Source organism: Brevundimonas sp. UBA6550, from assembly GCF_002434505.1.
In the GTDB taxonomy this organism is placed as follows: domain Bacteria; phylum Pseudomonadota; class Alphaproteobacteria; order Caulobacterales; family Caulobacteraceae; genus Brevundimonas.
In genome coordinates, this window is sequence record NZ_DJKE01000008.1 from 779,601 (window position 1) to 796,964 (window position 17,364).

A 17,364-nucleotide genomic window follows, 5' to 3' on the forward strand; every position below is an offset into this window, starting at 1 on the left:
CGGACACGATTTCTCGCCTGTCCCGACACGGATCCGCTGGCGTCGTTCCCGCGTGTCGGCCTCGATGGCGGCATGACCGACACATCGACACCCCCGCCCCGCCCGTCCGCCTTCAAGGCAGCGCGAGAGATCGCCCTGACGCTGGTCGTCGCCCTGATCGTGGCGACGCTGCTGCGCATCCTGCTGTTTCAACCCTTCACCATTCCGTCCTCGTCGATGGAGCCGGGGCTGGTGGTCGGCGACTATATCGTCGTGTCCAAGTTCGCCTATGGCTGGAGCGAAGCGTCGCTGCCGCTGGCGTCCTCGGTCCGGCCGGGGCGGCTGATGGGGGCGCAGGCGCGACGCGGCGACGTGGTGGTGTTCCGCCTGCCGCGCGATCCCAGACAGGTCTGGATCAAGCGGGTCGTGGGCCTGCCCGGCGATACGGTTCAGGTGCGGGGCGGCGTGGTCTTCGTCAACGGCGTGGCCGTGCGCCAGACGCGGCTGGATGTCGTCGCCGATCACGATGCGCCGCAGCGCCGGGTGCAGCGGGTGCGCGAGACGCTGGCCGACGGCCGCAGCTACGTCACCTATGACGGCGGGCCGGACCTGCCCGGCGACGACACGCCGCCGCGCCGCGTGCCGGCGGGCCATTATCTGATGATGGGCGACAATCGCGACAACTCGCTGGACAGCCGCTGGCCGCCGGAGATCGGCGTGGGCCTGCTGCCGGCCGAGAACATCGTCGGCCGCGCGGAGATGGTGCTGGCGTCCTGGAAACCCGGCGCCGGCCTATTCAAGCCCTGGACCTGGCTGAACCTGCAAGGGGACCGCTTCCTGGTTCGGGTGCGGTAGACCGCCCCCGGAATTGCGACGGACGGCTGCGCCTACTAACCCGCCCGGTATTCGTCGAAACTGACCAGGCCGTCGTGGTTTCGGTCCAGGCGGTCGAAGGCGGCGCGGCTGGGCGCGGCCGACCGGGATTGCGCCAGGGCGGGCGCCGCGACGGCGCCAAGCGCCAGGCCGGCCAGGGCGGCGGCCGCCAGCTGACGCCAGCCGGTGGAAACGGAACGACGGGCGGCGGTCTGGCTCAGTTCGGCGTCGATGAAGCGGCGGATCGCCTCGCTGGCCGTGCGGCCCTCGGCCTGGCAGCGGGCCATGAAGGCGGTCTTGGCGGCGTGGGACAGACGGACTTCCACCGTCTCGTCCTTCTTCAGCGGTCGTTTGCGATCCATGCCGGTCTCCCCGCCGTTCGGTCAGTTCTTACAGCCGACCACCCAGGCGTCGTAATAGGGGTTCTGCACGCCGCTGACCGCCGGGGACGAGGCGAACATCCAGCCCCGGAAGATCTGCCGCGACGCATTCTGGCCGCGCGGCTGCAGCGAGACGTCCATATAGGCGATGGCGTCCTCGGTCAGTTCGTCGGGCGTCGTCACCTCGCAGGCGCGGGCGGCGAAGACCAGGTTGCGGTTGAAGCGCACGGGCCGGCCGCCGACCTCGACCTCGAACTTCATCGTCTCGGCCGTGACCTTGTCGATGGCCTGGATGACCGCGAACTTGCGCCGTTGGCGACGGCCGGGCGTGGCGGGCTGGTCGATGGCCTTTTCGGCGACGGGGCGTTCGGCCTTGACCTCTTCCTCGGCCTTTTCCTCGACGGCGGCGTCCTCGGCGATGATGACGGCCGGGGGCGGCGTCACCGCGACGGGCGCGCGCGGGGCCGGCGCGCCTGCGGGCGGCGTCTCGGTCGGCACGTTCGACGCCGGCTGGGCCGGGGTCTTGCGCAGGATGTCGCCGATGGGATCCTGAACCGGGCGGGCATCGCGCGGCGCGTCCTGAAGCACGCTGGCCGTGACGGCCCCCGCGCTCAGCACGCCGATCAGGGCGCCCGCGCCCATCAGGATCCGGCGGGTTTTCACTCGGGCGTCCAGGCCTGATAGTCGCCGGTCGCGGCCGGGCGCTTGGCCTCGTTGGCCAGCGAGCCGGGCGGGCGCCAGGCCAGGGGCGTGCCGGTCAGGTTGGGCAGATGCTCCTTCTCCCACGAACGACGCGGCAGCGGCTGCTCGGTCGGCGGCAGGTCGAAGGTGTAGTGTAGCCAGCCGTGCCAGTCGGGCGTGACCTTGGACGCCTCGGCATAGCCGTCGTAGATGACCCAGCGACGCTTGCGGCCGTCATAGCTGACGTTGTCGCGGCTCTCGTAATAGCGATTGCCGTTCTCGTCCTGACCGACAAAGCGACCGCGCTTGGCGATGGTGAAGCGGGTGCCGATCGTGGCGCCCTCCCACCAGCCGAAAATCTTGCTCAACACGTCGTGAAATCCAACCGTAAGGGTTCGCCGGACTCACGGCCCGACGCTCGGCGCGGATCATAGAAACCCGCGCCCTCTTCGTCCAGCGTCCAGGCGGCGGCGGCGGGCTCAAAGGTCGAATCGATATCTTGTGGGCAACCTGACCCTGCGACACCAGATGTATTGGCGAAGGGCGGTCTTGGACCTAGGCTGGCGCGAACCCATCGGAGAGACCGCCATGCGCCTTCAATCCGTCTTCGCCCCGCGCGCCGCACGAGTCGCGATGGAGCACCGCATCGTGGAGCGGCCCGCCGGCGTGCGGCCGGTGCTGGCGCCCGCCGGCTGGTCGGACGCGCAGATCGAGGCCTGGCTGGACTGGATCGCGGCCGAGGGGCTGTCCGACGACGCCTGCGGCGACTGGCTGGATGGGGGTGTGGACGCCTGGGCCGCCCGGCTGGCCAGGACGGGTGTGGCGGAGGGCGTGTTCGACGCGGCCCAGGCCACGCTGTTCGCCGAGGAACTGTCGGCCGTCATGATGCTGGGGCTGGCGGCGCCCGCGCGGTCGGGCGCGGCGGCGATGGGGGTCGTGGACCTGAACGATCCGGGCGCGGCCGCCGTCCTGGCCGATCACGGCGGACGCCAGACCGCCGCGCGCCTGGGAGCCCAGGCGGCCCAGGCCCTGGCCGACGCCCTGGCCGGGGTGGCCGATGCAGTGGATCGGTGCGAGGGGCCGCGCGGCGACTGCGGCGATCCTGCGCGCAATCCGGCCCTGGGGCGGGCGGCGGCCCTGGCCCGGCGCTGCGGGGCGTCGGACGCCGACATCCTGCGGGCGGTGGACGGCGAACGCCCCCTGCCCGACCTGACCCCCGCCATAGAGGCCCTGCCCCTGGTGGCGCTGGCGGACCGGACGCAGATCGCGGCGGGCGCGCCCGAGGCCCTGCTGGCGGCCAAGGCGGCGCTGGACGGCGGGCTGATCCTGGCCTTCGATCCGCGCGATGCGGAGACGGCGACGGCCGCGACGACCGCGCGCATGGTCGTCGACCTGCCCGCCGTGATGGCGCTCGACGGCGAGACGGCGGACGATCTGGCCGCCCTGACGCGACTGCTGACCACGGCGCTGGACCTGGCGAGCCCCAGGCCGGGCGTCCTGGCGTTGGGTCTGGAAGGCTTGCTGGAGGCCGTGGCGCCGTTGGGCGAGGCGCGGACGGCGCGGGCGCAATCCCTGGCGGCCCTGGTCGCGGCGACGGCGGGCGAGGCCTCGGCCGATCTGGCCGCCCTCCGAGGCGCGGCGTCCGACTGGGACGAGGTTCAGGCCGCCGGCCAGCAAACCCGCGCTGCCCGACGCCGGGCGCTGCAGGGGGACGCCGATCCCATCGCGGACGCCGCGCTGAAGACGCTGCAGGCAAAGCCCCGCTCGCGACGGCATTCGGCCATCGGCCTGTTCGTGGACGATGCGGAGGCGCGACTGCGGCTGGGCCGGGGCCGCATCGCCGCCGTCGATCTGTTCCAGACGGCGGACGGCGAGATCGGGCGGCGGCTGCATCCGACGCTGGCGGCGGCGCTGGGCGCGGCCGGCGGCGACATCGAGGCGGCCGAACGCCATGTCTTCGGACGCCGCACCCTGGTCGAGGCGCCGGGCCTGGATCATGGGGCGCTGCGGGCGCTGGGCTTCACCGACATCGAACTGGCGGCCATCGAACAGGCCCTGGCCGGGGCCGAGGATTTCGACGCCGTCTTCTCCGCCCCCGTGCTGGACGCCGGTTTCATTCGCGACGTTCTGGGGATCGAGGACGGCGACGGCCTGCTGCTGACGCTGCTGGGGGTGTCGGACGAGGCCGAGGCCGCCGCCGCGCGCTGGGTGTTCGGTCACGGCGACCTGGCGACCTGGCCCGAGGCGCCGGCGGCCATCGCCGCCCTGCTGGCCGATCCCGAAGGGGCGGCGGCGGAACTGCGCCACGCCATCGCGCCGTTCAGCGACCTGGCCGACATCGCGCCCGAGACCACCCACTGGCGCACCACGGCGGGCCAGGCGGCGCGGCTGATGGGCCAGGCGGCGCTGGACGGCCGCCGCGCCATCCGGCTGCAACGCGCCGCGCCGCCCGCCCGCCCGCTGCTGACCCTGCCCGCCGTCGAGACGGCCGCGCGGCCCGAACCGACGCGCGAGGCGCCGCGTCCGACCGAGCGGGTGGTGGAACGGGTGGTCGAGCGCGAGCGCGCCCGCCGCAAACTGCCCGACCGCCGCAAGGGCTATATCCAGAAGGCCGCCGTGGGGGGCCACAAGGTCTATATCCACACCGGCGAATACGAAGACGGCGAACTGGGCGAAATCTTCATCGACATGCACAAGGAAGGCGCCGCCTTCCGCAGCCTGATGAACAACTTCGCCATCGCCATCTCCATCGGCCTGCAATACGGCGTGCCGCTGGACGAGTTCGTGGACGCCTTCGTCTTCACCCGGTTCGAGCCGGCGGGCCGCGTGACGGGCAACGATTCCATCCGCTCGGCCACCTCGATCCTGGACTACATCTTCCGCGAGCTGGGCGTTTCCTATCTGGACCGGCACGAACTGGCCAATGGCGAGGCCGAGGCGATGGACGGCGACGGGCTGGAGGGCGCCGCGCCGCAGGGCCAGGCCGTGCCCGCCGCCCGCTTCATCTCCAAGGGGTTCGCGCGCGGGTCCGCGCCCGACAATCTGGTGGTCCTGCCGTTCGGCAAGAAGACTGAACCCGAGGCCCGCGCCTCGACGTCGGGCGAGGCCGTCGCCTGCCCCGCCTGCGGCGACTTCACCCTGCAACAGCGCGGCGGCGGCTGGACCTGCGACACCTGCGGGGCGGCGCCGGCGCTGAAGGGCGGCGATCAGGGGTAGGTTAAGGGTTATGGCCTAGGGTTTGCTTCAGGACGATCAAACGGCGGAGCCCGATCCATGAAACGCACACTCTCTCTCGGCCTGATCGCAACCGCCTTGCTGGCCGCGGCGACGCCCGTCCTGGCCCAGAACGCGGGCCAGATCGCCAGCGTGAGACGCGGCGCCTCCTGCGCCGGCTGCAACCTGTTCCAGGGCGATTTCTCGGGCCTGGAGGCGCGCGGGCTGAACCTGGCCGGGTCGCGCCTGCGCCAGTCGGACATGAGCCTGAGTGTGATGAACCGCACCCGCTTCTCCGGCGCCGATCTGCGCGACGTCGAAGGCTATGGCGGGGTCTTCTCCGGCTCCAACTTCACGCGCGCCAACCTGACCAACGCCAGTTTCGTGGGCGCCTATCTGGAAGGCGCGAACTTCTCGGGCGCGACGCTTTCGGGCACGAACCTGTCCGGCGCCCAGCTGGCGCGGGCCACCGGCCTGACGCAAGGCCAGTTGAACCAGGCGTGCGGCGACGGCTCCACCGTCCTGCCGCGCGGCCTTCGCATTCCCGCCTGCTGAGGGCCGCCGACCTTGCCGCGATTTAACGAAGTTACCTCGATTTAAGTAGGTGGCGCAGGGGTTTCGGGGCATTCAGGTCTCGTGAAACAGATCGCTGAACATATCCGGTTTCGACCCTCCCTGGCCCTGCTGGCGATAGGCGCGGCGCTGATGGCGTCGCCCGCCATGGCCGGGGTCGAGATGTCGATGCAGGACCGCGACGTGGCCCGCACCGTGTCGCTGGGCGGGTCGTGCAACCGCTGCGAACTGTCGGGTCGGAACCTGTCGGGCGCCACCTTCACCGGCGCCAGCTTCATGAACGCCACCCTGGTCGGGGCCAATCTGCGCGGCGCCGAGATGATGGGCTCCAACTTCTCGGGCAGCGACTTCAGCCGCGCCAATCTGTCGGGCGTCCAGATCGTCGGGGCCAACTTCGGCTCGACCAACTTCACCAGCGCGGTCCTGACCGGGGCCGAGGCCCAGGGCGCCGGCTTCGTGCGCGCCAATATGAGCCGGGCCGAAATCTCGGGCGCCGAAATGCACGGGGTTAACTTCAACGGCGCCACCCTGTCCGGCGCCAAGTTCATCGGCGCGGAACTGTTCGGCGCGACCCTAGCCAATGTGGTCGCCGTGGGCGCGGACTTCACCGGCGCCGAGATCCAGGCCTCCAACCTGTCGTCCGGCGATTTCAGCAATGCGCGCTTCACCGGCTCGACGCTGGACGGCGCGCGCCTGACCGGCGGACGCTTCTCCCGGACCGACTTTTCCGAGGCGTCTATGCACCGGACGGACATTCGCGGCGCCGATCTGTCCGGCGCGCGCGGCCTGACGCAGGATCAGATCAGGACGGCGTGCGGCGACGGCTCGACCCGCCTGCCCGGCGGACTGACGGCCCAGGCCTGCCGCAGCAGCTCGATCCGGGTGATCCGCACCCCGCCGGCGCCGCCCGTGCCGCCTCGAGTCAGGAACTTCGTCTCGGTCGCCGAGAACTGAACAGCAAAAAGGGGACGCCCAGCGGGCGTCCCCTTCTTCGTTTCAACGATGACCGCGCCGATCAGACCTTGATCGGCAAGGCGGTGCGGATGTGGACGTCCTTCAGCTGGCGCTCCTCGGCCTCGGTCGGGGCGTTCATCAGCAGGTCCTCGCCCTGCTGGTTCAGCGGGAAGGCGATGACCTCGCGGATGGCCGTCTCCCCGGCCAGCAGCATGACGATGCGGTCGATGCCGGGGGCCAGACCGCCGTGCGGCGGGGCGCCGAAGCGGAAGGCGTTCAGCATGCCGCCGAACTGCTCCTCGACCACCGAGGCGTCGTAGCCGGCGATCTCGAACGCCTTCAGCATGATCTCGGCCTTGTGGTTCCGAATGGCGCCCGAGCACAGCTCGTAGCCGTTGCAGACGATGTCGTACTGATAGGCGCGAATGGTCAGCGGGTCCTGCGTCTCCAGCGCCTCCAGCCCGCCCTGCGGCATGGAGAACGGGTTGTGGCTGAAGTCGACCTTCTTCTCTTCTTCCGACCATTCGAACATCGGGAAGTCGACGATCCAGCAGAATTTGAACTGGTCTTCGTCCACCAGCTTCAGCTCCGTGCCCACGCGGGTGCGGGCCAAACCGGCGAACTTGGCGAAGGTCGCAGGCAGGCCGGCGACGAAGAAGGCGGCGTCGCCCTGGCCCAGGCCCAGCGACGACATCAGGGCCTCGGTCGGCTCCTGACCCAGGTTCTTGGCGATCGGGCCGCCCCAGGCGCCCTGATCCTCGGACCAGAAGATATAGCCCAGGCCCGGCTGGCCCTCGCCCTGGGCCCAGCTGTTCATGCGGTCGCAGAAGGCGCGCGATCCGCCGGTCGGCGCCGGGATGGCCCAGACGGCGTTCTTGTCGTCGACGCCCAGAATCTTGGCGAACAGGCCGAAGCCGCCGTCGCGGAAGTGGTCGGACACCACCTGCATCTTGATCGGGTTGCGCAGGTCCGGCTTGTCCGAACCGTACCAGGCCATCGACTGGGCGTAGGTCAGGCGCTCGAAGCCCTTGTGCTCGAACGTCTCGCCGAAGTCGTTGGTGAAGACGTGCGGCTGGTCGATGGGCGACACCGGCTTGCCCTCGCCGAACTCCTCGAACACGCCGTGCATCAGCGGTTCGATGGCGGCGAAGACGTCTTCCTGGGTCACGAAGCTCATCTCGACGTCCAGCTGATAGAACTCCAGCGAACGGTCGGCGCGCAGGTCCTCGTCGCGGAAGCAGGGCGCGATCTGGAAATAGCGGTCGAAGCCCGAGACCATCAGCAGCTGTTTGAACTGCTGCGGCGCCTGGGGCAGCGCATAGAACTTGCCCGGATGCAGCCGCGACGGCACCAGGAAGTCGCGCGCCCCTTCCGGCGACGAGGCCGTCAGGATCGGTGTCTGATATTCCAGAAAGCCCTGGCCGACCATGCGCTGGCGGATCGAGGAGATCACGCGCGAGCGCAGGACGATGTTCCTGTGCAGACGCTCGCGGCGCAGGTCCAGGAAGCGGTTGGCCAGACGGATGTCCTCGGGATATTCCTGATCGCCGAAGACCGGCATCGGCAGTTCGGCGGCTTCCGACAGCACCTCGACGCCCTGGACGCGAACTTCGATCTCGCCGGTCGGCAGGTTCGGGTTCACCACCGAGGCGTCGCGGGCCACGACCTCGCCGTCCACCTTGATGACGCTCTCGGCGCGCAGGCGCTCGACGGCGGCGAAGCCGGGCGTCTCGGGGTGCAGCACCAGCTGCGTCAGGCCGTAGTGGTCGCGCAGGTCGATGAACAAGAGGCCGCCGTGATCGCGCTTCCTGTGCACCCAGCCGGACAGGCGGACGGCGGAACCGGCGTCGGAGGCGCGAAGCGCGCCGCAGGTGTGAGAGCGATAGGCGTGCATGGAACGAACCGTCTGGAGACTTTGGCGGTGGAATCCGTCGCCGTCGGCGCCGGAAATCGAAGCGGCGTAGGGCGCATCATCGCCCCGGAAAGTCAAGGTTTCAGCCGTTGCAAAGCCCCGCGCGGCGAACGATATCTTGCGTCCATCGCGTTGAAGAGGCCGCCATGTTCGTCGTCACCATCACCTACACCCAGCCGATCGAAGCCATCGAGGCGCGGACGGTCGAGCATCGCGAATGGCTGGACCAGCACGTGACCAGCGGCCTGGTCATCGCCGCCGGGCCGATGGTTCCGCGCACCGGCGGGGTGTTGGTCGTCGCTAGCCGGGGCACGAAGGAAGAGTTGGAGACCCTGCTGAAGGACGACCCGTTCCAGATTCACGGTCTGGCCGACTATGCGGTCACGGAGTTCAAGGCCGGCAAGCTGAACCCCGCCCTGGCTCCGTTCGCCTGATTTCATCCACAGCGACGCGGCTTCCCTCCCCGGAACCAACAGAGGCGCGCCGACGCGGTTAATCCCGGCCTCTGCTATGACGGGGTCATGACCGCGCTGAGCGCCCCGTCCCGTCCGACCGCCGAACAGCTGCGCCTGCCGCTGGAGCGTCATGCCGTGGGCGAGGCCTTCGTGGTGTCGGACAGCAACGCCGAGGCGGCCGCCGTGCTGGGCCGCTGGCCGGACGGGGTCGCGCCCGTGCTGGCGCTGCATGGCCCGGCCGGGTCGGGCAAGAGCCGCCTGGCCGCCGACTGGGCAGAACGGGTCGGGGCCGCGCCGCTGACCGGCGCGGAGGCGGCCCTGATCGATCCGCAGGAGCTGGAGGGCCGGCCGGTGCTGCTGGACGACGCCGACCAGGCCGACGACGAGAGCCTGTTTCACCTGATCAACCTGGCCGGTTCGGGCGGGGGGGCGCTGCTGATGGCGTCTCGCCTGGCGCCGCGTCAGTGGTCGGTCGCCCTGCCCGACCTGCGCTCGCGGCTGGACGCGATGCGGACCGTGGCGGTCCAGGCGCCCGACGACGCGGTGCTGTCGGCCATCCTGCGCGCCCGTTTCTCGGAACGCAGCATCACCCCGGCCGACGAGGTGATCGACTATCTGGTGCGCCGCCTGGACCGATCCGGCGACGCCGCCGCCACGGTGGTCGAGCGGCTGGACGCCCTGCATCGTCCGGTCACGCGCGTCCTGGCCCGACAGGTGCTGGACGCGATGGACGCCGGCTGAAATCCCGACATTCGGGATATGCACAACTTCGCGTTGGGAATCGTGGCTGAATTTTGAACGCTTAGCTTTGCCTTGGCGTTGAGCCGCCGGAGCGACCTTGCGCTCCAGCAAACGGGAAACGTCCAAATGCGTGTTCAGCTTGTCTTGATTTCCGCCGTCGCCCTGCTCGCGGCCTGCTCCAACGGCGACAACGCCAAGACGGCCAAGGGCGAAACCGCCGCGCCGGAGACCGCCTCCATGCCCGCGCCGCAGCCGGGCCTGTGGCAACAGACCGTATCCGCCGCGCAAATGCCGCAGCCGACGACGATGAAGATCTGCATCGGCGAGACCGCGCCCGGCTCCAACCCCTTCAACGCGCCGCAACAAGGCGTGACCTGCAGCGAGAACAGCGTCAAATCGGCGCCGGGCGGGGCCGAGTTCCACGCTGTCTGCAACGCCCAGGGCATGACGGTGACGTCGGACGGCAAGGTGTCCGGCGACATGCGCACAGCCTATAAGGTGGACATCACCACCAAGACCACCGGCCCCAACGTCCCGCCGGCCATGGCCGAGATGAAGATGACCATCGACGCCAAACGTCTGGGCGACTGCCCGGCCGGCACGGCGCCGAACACCATCGTCCAGTAACCGACACAGCCGGGGCGGCCGTTTCGTCGCCCCGGCGCTTCACGATTTTCGCCGCGCCCGCTTGCGGCCGTCACAGACGCGCGCGAGAACCGGACCATGACCGACGCCGCGATCCATGACGACACCCGAGGCGAAGAGGTTCCCGCCTCTCGCGCCCCCCAGCTGGCCCTCAGCGAAGAACTGATGACCTCGCCCAGCCGGTTCTTCAATCGCGAGACCTCCTGGCTGGCCTTCAACGAGCGGGTGCTGGAGGAAGCGGCCAACCCCAACCATCCGCTGCTTGAGCGGCTGCGTTTCCTGTCGATCTCGGCCAATAATCTGGACGAGTTCTTCATGACCCGCGTCGCCGGCCTGAAGGGCCAGTTGCGCGAGCGGGTGCGGGTTCTGTCTTCCGATGGCCTGACGCCGGCCGAACAGCTGGAGCGGATCAATGTCGCCGCCGGCGAACTGATGGCCGAACAGCAGCTGCGCTGGCGCCAGCTGAAGAAGGAGCTGACCGTCGCCGGCATCGAGGTCGTCGACCGCCAGCGCATCACCAAGACCGAGCGCGAGCGGCTGGAGCCCGAGTTCCTGAACCAGCTGTTCGCGGTTCTGACGCCGCTGGCCATCGACCCGGCGCACCCCTTCCCCTTCCTGCCCAACCTGGGCTTCTCCCTGGCGCTGAAGCTGAAGCGCAAGGGCGAGACCAAGACCTTCTACGCCCTGGTGCCGGTGCCGACCCAGGTGCGCCGGTTCTGGGAGCTGCCCACCGACGGCCGGTCCACGCCGGGGCACAAGCGGTTCATCACGTTGGAAAACGTGCTGCTCCTTTTCATCGACCACCTGTTCCCCGGCTGCGAGGTCCAGGAAAAGGGCGTGCTGCGCCTGATCCGCGATTCGGACATCGAGATCGAGGAAGAGGCCGAGGACCTGGTGCTGGAGTTCGAGGAGGCGCTGAAGCAGCGGCGCCTGGGCTCGGTCGTGCGGGTCAAGATCGAGGCGTCCATGCCCGCCGACCTGCGCGACTTCATCGTCGGCGAACTGGAGGCGGCGCCCCAGGACGTGGTTCTGGTGGACGGGATGCTGGGTCTGGCCCAGTTGTCGGACCTGATCGGCGGCGGCCACCCGGATCTGAAGTTCAAGGGCTATGAGCCGCGCTATCCCGAGCGGGTGCGCGACAACGGCGGCGACGTCTTCGCCGCCATCCGCGAAAAGGACATGCTGATCCACCACCCGTTCGAGAGTTTCGACGTGGTGGTGCAGTTCCTGCGTCAGGCCGCGCGCGACCCGAACGTCATCGCGATCAAACAGACCCTGTACCGCACCTCCAAGGACAGCCCGATCGTCGCCGCCCTGATCGAGGCGGCCGAGAACGGCAAGAACGTCACCGCCCTGGTCGAACTGAAGGCCCGGTTCGACGAAGAGGCCAATCTGCGCTGGGCGCGGGCGATGGAGCGGGCCGGCGTCCACGTCGTCTTCGGCTTCGTCGAATACAAGACCCACGCCAAGGTCAGCGTGGTGGTTCGCCGCGAGGGCGATGCGCTGAAGACCTATTGCCACTTCGGCACCGGCAACTATCACCCGGTCACGGCCAAGATCTACACCGACCTGTCGCTGTTCTCCTGCGATCCCGTGCTGGGGCGCGATGCGACCAAGGTGTTCAACTATATCACCGGCTATGCGACGCCCGACCATCTGGAAGCCCTGGTGGTGTCGCCGCTGAACATGAAGTCGACCCTGATCGAGCTGATCGGCAAGGAGATGTCGGCCGCCGCCATGGGCAAGCCCGCCGCCATCTGGGTCAAGCTGAACTCGCTGGTGGACGTGGAGATCATCGACGCCCTTTACCGCGCCAGCCAGTGGGGCGTGCGGATCGACCTGGTGGTGCGCGGCATCTGCTGCCTGCGGCCCGGCGTGACGGGCCTGTCGGAGAACATCCGGGTCAAGTCCATCGTCGGCCGCTTCCTGGAACACAGCCGCATCGTCTGTTTCGCCAACGGCAAGGACCTGCCGCACGACAAGGCCAAGGTCTTCATCTCCTCGGCCGACTGGATGACGCGCAACCTGGACCGCCGGGTCGAGCTGATGACGCCGATCCGAAACGCCACCGTCCACGACCAGGTTCTGGACCAGATCATGGTCGCAAACCTGAAGGACGACGCGCAAAGCTGGGTTCTGGACGCCGAAGGGCGCTATACCCGCGTCGCGCCCGCCGATCCCGAGCGGCCCTTCTCGGCCCACAAATACTTCATGACCAACCCCAGCCTTTCGGGACGCGGCCGCAAGGCCAAGAGCCTGCCCGCCGTCCTGCGCTACGAGCGTCCCGGCCGCTGATGCCCGACGCCGTGCTGACCGACCGCGACATCGCGGCCATCGACATCGGCTCCAACTCGGTGCGGCTGGTGCTGTACCGGCTGGAGGGCCGGGCGATCTGGACCGTCTATAACGAGAAGGTGCTGGCCGGCCTGGGCCGCGACCTGCCGACGACGCGCAAACTGTCGTCGGAAGGGGTTGTCATGGCGATGACGGCGCTGCGCCGCTTCGCCGCCGTGCTGGAGGGCGTGCGGCCGGATACGACCCTGATCGCCGCCACCGCCGCCGTGCGCGAAGCCCTGGACGGGCCGGAGTTCTGCGAGCGCGTCGCCGCCGAGACCGGGCTGAACATCCGCGTCCTGTCGGGCGAGGAAGAGGCCAAATACGCCGCCATGGGCGTGCTGGCCGGCGCGCCCCTGGCCCACGGCGTCTCGGCCGACATGGGCGGCGCCAGTCTGGAGCTGACCCGACTGAACGGAGACGGGGTGGAACATGGGCTGACCCTGCCGCTTGGGCCGTTCGCCCTGGCCGACGGCAAGGGGTTCGACGCCGACCGGATCAAGGCCCGCATCGACCAGGCGTTGAAGCCCGTCGCGGCCCAGTTCAGAAGCGACCGCCTCTACGCCGTCGGCGGCGCCTGGCGCACTCTGGCCCAGGTGCAGATGGCGCTGAAATCCTATCCGCTGCGGGTCGTGCATCAGTATCAGATGTCGGCCGAGGACGCGCTGGAGACCGCGCGGCTGGTGGCGCAGCAGTCGGTCGCCAGCCTGGCCAAACTGCCCGGCGTGTCCAAGAAGCGCGCCGAGACCCTGCCCTACGCCGGCCTGGTGCTGGAGGGGCTGATCAAGCATCTGGGCCTGAAACAGATCGAGATGTCGGCCTGGGGCGTGCGCGAGGGCCTGTTGTTCGAGACGCTGGACGAGGCGACGCGCACGGCCGATCCGCTGCTGGCCGGCTGCACCGCGCTGGGCGGACGCCAGGGCGTGGCCCCCGCCCTGCCCGGCGCGCTGAACGGCTGGATTTCCGAGATCGTCGCCGCCCTGCCCGAGGTGTTCGGGACGGAGCGCGACGCCGTTCTGGTCGGCGCCGCCTGCCGCCTGGCGGATCTAGGCGCACGGCTGCATCCCGACCACCGGCTGGAGCTTGTGTTCGACCAGGTGCTGCGCGCCCCGGTCGCCGGCATCAGCCACGTGGAGCGCGCCTTCCTGGCCAGCGCGATGAACGCCCGATACGGCGGCGCGCCCGCCACGCCCCAGCCCGAGGTCATCGACCGGCTGCTGGACGGCGACGCGGCCAAACGCGCCCGCGCCCTGGGCCTGGCCATCCGCCTGGCCTGCGACCTGTCCGGCCGCTCGCCGCAACTGCTGGCCAACGCCACGGCGCGCGTGAAGGGCGGCGACCTGCGCCTGACCGCGACGGAAGGCTATGCCGACGTCCTGCTGGGCGAGCAGACGAAGAAGCGCGCCAAGGCCCTGGCCGAGGCGATGGATCTGGGGCTGAGGATTTGAGGCCAAGGTCTCCTCCCCACTGAGTGGGGAGGTGGCGCGGCGCGCCTTCCGCGCCGTGACGGAGGGGCTCTAAGCCGTGTCACAGGCGCCTGTGGGACTTCAAGAGCCCCTCAACCGCTTCGCGGTCCCCCTCCCCGCAAAGCGGGGAGGAGACGTTCAGCCTACTCGATCTCGACGACCTCGACCCGCGCGCCGTTCAGGACCAGGGCGATCTCGCCGCGCTTCAGCTTCAGCGCGTCCTCGCCGAAAATCTGACGGCGCCAGCCCTTCATGGCGTCGATGTCGGCGTCGTCGCTGATGGCGATCTTCTCCAGGTCCGCGACCGTGGCGATCAGTTTGGAGGCCACGCCGGCGTTGTCGCTCTTGGCCTTCAGCAGCACCTTCAACAGCTCCACCACGGACGGCGGGGCCGGCTGTCGGTGGGCCGGGCGCTCCATCTCGGGGGCGAAGGCTTCAGGATCGGCCAGGACGCGCTTCAGCTCATCGGCCAGCTCCAGCCCCAGGCGCGAGCCGCCGAATCCCTTGGGCACCGAACGCAGACGGTTGAAGGCGTCCGGGTCGGTCGGGGTCTGCTGGGCGATCTCGTCCACGCCCTCGTCCTTCAGGATGCGGCCCCGCGGCTGGTCCCGCTCCTGCGCCGCCCGCTCGCGCCAGACGGCCACGGCCTTGAAGGCGGCCAGGTATTTGGCCGAGAATTTCTTGGGTTTCAGCCGCTTCCAAGCGTTCTCGGGATTGGTGTCATACAGGGCCGGATCGGTCAGGCCCTCCATCTCCGACATCACCCAGTCCAGCCGGCCTTCCTTCTGCAACCGGTCGCGCAGCTTGGGATAAAGCGCCGCCAGATGGGTCACGTCGCCCAGCGCATAGACCAGTTGGTTCTCCGACAGCGGCCGGCGCGCCCAGTCGGTGAAGCGGCTGCCCTTGTCCACCTCGATCCGCAGCGTCTGCCGCACCAACGAATCATAGGCGACCTGCTCGCCGAAGCCCGCCGCCATGGCCGCGACCTGGGTGTCGAACAGGGGTTTGGGCATGGTGCCCAGCCGCACGAAGATCTCCACGTCCTGACGGCAGGCGTGGAAGACCTTGACGATCCTCTCGTCGCGCAACAGGTCCAGGAACGGCTCCAGGTCCAGCCCCTCGGCCATCGGGTCGATGATGGCGGCATGGTCGGCCGAGGCGGCCTGGATCAGGCACAGCCGGGGCCAATAGGTCGTTTCCCGCATGAACTCGGTGTCGACCGTGATGAAGGGGGCGGAGGATACGCGGGCGCAGAACTCGGCCAGCGCCTCATTGGTGGTGATCGGCGTCATTCCGGTGCTATAGCCCCCCGCAACCCATGTGTGGCAAGACCCGCGCTGCATTTCCGCCCCGATTCCAGGCCCAAAGATCCATGAGCGACACCCAAAAGCCTCTCGAAAACGGCCTGACCTACGCCGATGCGGGCGTGGACATCGACGCCGGCGAAATGCTGGTCGAACACATCAAACCGCTGGCCAAGTCCACGGCCCGCCCCGGATCGGAGCCTTCGCTGGGCGGTTTCGGCGCCCTGTTCGACCTGAAGGCCGCCGGGTTCGAGGATCCGCTGATCGTCTCCACGACGGACGGCGTGGGCACCAAGCTGAAGATCGCCATCGAGACCGGCCGTCATGACGGCGTGGGCGTCGACCTGGTCGCCATGTGCGTCAACGACCTGCTGGCCCAGGGCGCCGAGCCGCTGCTGTTCCTCGACTATTACGCCACGGGCCGCCTTGAGATCGACGCCGCCCGCCGCGTCGTCGCCGGCATCGCCGAGGGCTGCCGCCAGGCCGGGGCCGCCCTGGTCGGCGGCGAAACCGCCGAAATGCCGGGCATGTACACCGACGGCGACTACGATCTGGCGGGCTTCAGCCTGGGCGCCGTCGAACGCGGCCACGCCTTGCCCTATCTGGATCGCCAGGCGGCCGGCGACGTCATCATCGGCCTGGCCTCCACCGGCCCGCACTCGAACGGCTATTCGCTGGTGCGCAAGGTGGTCGAGAAGTCCGGCCTGGCCTGGGGCGACGACGCCCCCTTCGCCAAGGACCGTTCGCTGGCCCAGGCCCTGATGGAGCCGACCCGCATCTATGTGAAGCCGGTCCTGCCGATCATGAAGGCGGGCCTGGTCAAGGGCGCGGCCCACATCACCGGCGGCGGCCTGATCGAAAACCCGCCGCGCTGCATCGCCGAGGGTCTGCAGGCCAAGTTCGACTGGGACGCCTGGCCCATGCCCGCCGTGTTCCAGTGGCTGGCCGAGACCGGCGGAATCAGCGACCACGAGATGCGCCGCACCTTCAACTGCGGCGTCGGCTTCATCCTGATCGTCTCGCCCGAGAACGCCGAGCCGGTCCTGGCCGCCCTGCTCAACGCCGGCGAAGTCGCCTTCGTCTGCGGACAGCTGGAAGCGGCCTGATACCGTGAAGACGCGCGTCGCCGTCCTGATCTCCGGGGCGGGCTCCAACATGGCGGCCCTGATCGACGCCGGACAGGCGCCGGACAGCGGCTATGAGGTCGGGCTGGTGGTGTCCAACGTCGAGGGCGCGGGCGGGCTGGCCATCGCGGCGGCCAAGGGCGTGGCGACCGCGACCGTGGCCCACAAGCCTTTCGGCAAGGACCGCGAGGCGCATGAGCGGGCCGTGGACGCCGTGCTGCGCGACGCCGGGATCGAGGTCGTGGCCTTGGCCGGCTATATGCGGGTGCTGACCCCCTGGCTGGTCGGCGGCTGGCGCGGGCGGATGCTGAACATCCACCCCAGCCTTCTGCCGCTGTATCCAGGTCTCGACACCCACGCCCGCGCCATCGCCGCCGGCGACGCCGAGGCGGGCTGCACCGTGCATCTGGTGACGGAAGGCGTCGACGAAGGCCCGATCCTGGGCCAGGCGCACGTGCCGATCGTCGCGGGCGATACGCCGGACGCTCTGGCCGAACGGGTCAAGACGGCGGAGCATGGGCTGTATCCGAGTGTGCTGGACACGTTCTGCCGGGGTTTGGGGCGGGGTTAAGGCCCCTTCCTCCTCCCCATCCGTCATCCTAGGCCTTGTGCCTAGGATCCATAATCCCGGTGTTAAGCGCAGCCTGCGCCCTGTTCGAACAGCGAGCGTATGGATCCTAGGCACAAGGCCTAGGATGACGGATTCAAGTGTAGGCAGCGCTTCCCGATC

The 17,364-nt window shown here is 69.4% G+C and carries 16 protein-coding genes; 11 read left to right on the forward strand and 5 right to left on the reverse strand.

All coding sequences use genetic code 11. The features are described 5' to 3' along the window. The first annotated feature begins 72 nt into the window (after positions 1 to 72). Positions 73 to 834: a signal peptidase I gene (lepB, locus tag B3Z70_RS11745; protein WP_292020108.1), complete on the forward strand. Its 762-nt coding sequence runs from the start codon at positions 73 to 75 to the stop codon at positions 832 to 834. Between the two features lie 35 nt (positions 835 to 869). Here lepB and B3Z70_RS11750 read toward each other — a convergent pair whose 3' ends face one another. From B3Z70_RS11750 to B3Z70_RS11760, 3 genes are read right to left on the reverse strand one after another with little or no spacing between them, the layout of a single operon-like run. Further along, on the reverse strand, positions 870 to 1,214 hold the full coding sequence (locus B3Z70_RS11750; protein ID WP_292045615.1) for a hypothetical protein: 345 nt from the start codon (positions 1,212 to 1,214) through the stop codon (positions 870 to 872). A gap of 21 nt (positions 1,215 to 1,235) precedes the next feature. Next, positions 1,236 to 1,895 (reverse strand): DUF2155 domain-containing protein, encoded by a 660-nt coding sequence (locus B3Z70_RS11755; protein ID WP_292045617.1) that lies wholly within the window; start codon positions 1,893 to 1,895, stop codon positions 1,236 to 1,238. Beyond that, a complete protein-coding gene (locus B3Z70_RS11760) occupies positions 1,892 to 2,284 on the reverse strand; it encodes an NADH:ubiquinone oxidoreductase subunit NDUFA12 (RefSeq protein WP_292045619.1) in 393 nt (130 codons plus the stop codon). The genes B3Z70_RS11755 and B3Z70_RS11760 overlap by 4 nt, the downstream gene beginning before the upstream one ends. Positions 2,285 to 2,501: 217 nt before the next feature. On the opposite strand from B3Z70_RS11760, the gene B3Z70_RS11765 reads away from it, so the two are divergent. From B3Z70_RS11765 to B3Z70_RS11775, 3 genes are all read left to right on the forward strand, one after another. Then, positions 2,502 to 5,129: a TSCPD domain-containing protein gene (locus B3Z70_RS11765; protein WP_292045620.1), complete on the forward strand. Its 2,628-nt coding sequence runs from the start codon at positions 2,502 to 2,504 to the stop codon at positions 5,127 to 5,129. 57 nt (positions 5,130 to 5,186) lie between these two features. After that, positions 5,187 to 5,681: a pentapeptide repeat-containing protein gene (locus tag B3Z70_RS11770; RefSeq protein ID WP_292023543.1), complete on the forward strand. Its 495-nt coding sequence runs from the start codon at positions 5,187 to 5,189 to the stop codon at positions 5,679 to 5,681. 81 nt (positions 5,682 to 5,762) lie between these two features. Next, a complete protein-coding gene (locus tag B3Z70_RS11775) occupies positions 5,763 to 6,653 on the forward strand; it encodes a pentapeptide repeat-containing protein (RefSeq protein ID WP_292023541.1) in 891 nt (296 codons plus the stop codon). A gap of 61 nt (positions 6,654 to 6,714) precedes the next feature. On the opposite strand, the gene aspS is transcribed toward B3Z70_RS11775, so the two are convergent. Continuing rightward, positions 6,715 to 8,547, reverse strand: a complete 1,833-nt coding sequence (gene aspS / locus B3Z70_RS11780; RefSeq protein WP_292023539.1) for an aspartate--tRNA ligase — start codon at positions 8,545 to 8,547, stop codon at positions 6,715 to 6,717. Between the two features lie 164 nt (positions 8,548 to 8,711). Between aspS and B3Z70_RS11785 the strand changes: the two genes are divergently transcribed. The 5 genes from B3Z70_RS11785 (at position 8,712) to B3Z70_RS11805 (ending at position 14,188) form a co-directional block, all read left to right on the forward strand. Beyond that, complete coding sequence (locus B3Z70_RS11785) at positions 8,712 to 8,999, forward strand: YciI family protein (RefSeq protein WP_292023537.1); 288 nt, start codon at positions 8,712 to 8,714, stop codon at positions 8,997 to 8,999. Positions 9,000 to 9,086: 87 nt separating this feature from the next. Next, on the forward strand, positions 9,087 to 9,761 hold the full coding sequence (locus B3Z70_RS11790; RefSeq protein ID WP_292045621.1) for a DnaA ATPase domain-containing protein: 675 nt from the start codon (positions 9,087 to 9,089) through the stop codon (positions 9,759 to 9,761). A gap of 126 nt (positions 9,762 to 9,887) precedes the next feature. Further along, on the forward strand, positions 9,888 to 10,388 hold the full coding sequence (locus tag B3Z70_RS11795; protein ID WP_292023626.1) for a DUF3617 domain-containing protein: 501 nt from the start codon (positions 9,888 to 9,890) through the stop codon (positions 10,386 to 10,388). Between the two features lie 96 nt (positions 10,389 to 10,484). Then, positions 10,485 to 12,701 carry an RNA degradosome polyphosphate kinase gene (locus B3Z70_RS11800; protein ID WP_292023623.1) on the forward strand — a complete coding sequence of 739 codons (2,217 nt, stop codon included), beginning with the start codon at positions 10,485 to 10,487 and terminating at the stop codon, positions 12,699 to 12,701. Then, entirely contained in the window at positions 12,701 to 14,188 is a 1,488-nt protein-coding gene (locus B3Z70_RS11805) for a Ppx/GppA phosphatase family protein (RefSeq protein ID WP_292023621.1), read from the forward strand. The genes B3Z70_RS11800 and B3Z70_RS11805 overlap by 1 nt, the downstream gene beginning before the upstream one ends. 161 nt (positions 14,189 to 14,349) lie before the next feature. Here the strand turns inward: B3Z70_RS11805 and rnd are convergent, their stop codons facing one another. After that, a complete protein-coding gene (gene rnd, locus B3Z70_RS11810) occupies positions 14,350 to 15,498 on the reverse strand; it encodes a ribonuclease D (RefSeq protein WP_292023619.1) in 1,149 nt (382 codons plus the stop codon). An 80-nt stretch (positions 15,499 to 15,578) separates the two neighbouring features. Here rnd and purM point away from each other — a divergent pair, with 80 nt between their 5' ends. Next, the gene (purM, locus tag B3Z70_RS11815; protein ID WP_292045623.1) at positions 15,579 to 16,616 is read left to right on the forward strand and encodes a phosphoribosylformylglycinamidine cyclo-ligase; all 1,038 of its coding nucleotides are present in this window, start codon (positions 15,579 to 15,581) and stop codon (positions 16,614 to 16,616) included. Between the two features lie 4 nt (positions 16,617 to 16,620). Further along, entirely contained in the window at positions 16,621 to 17,205 is a 585-nt protein-coding gene (gene purN, locus B3Z70_RS11820; protein WP_292023614.1) for a phosphoribosylglycinamide formyltransferase, read from the forward strand. Positions 17,206 to 17,364: the final 159 nt, after the last annotated feature.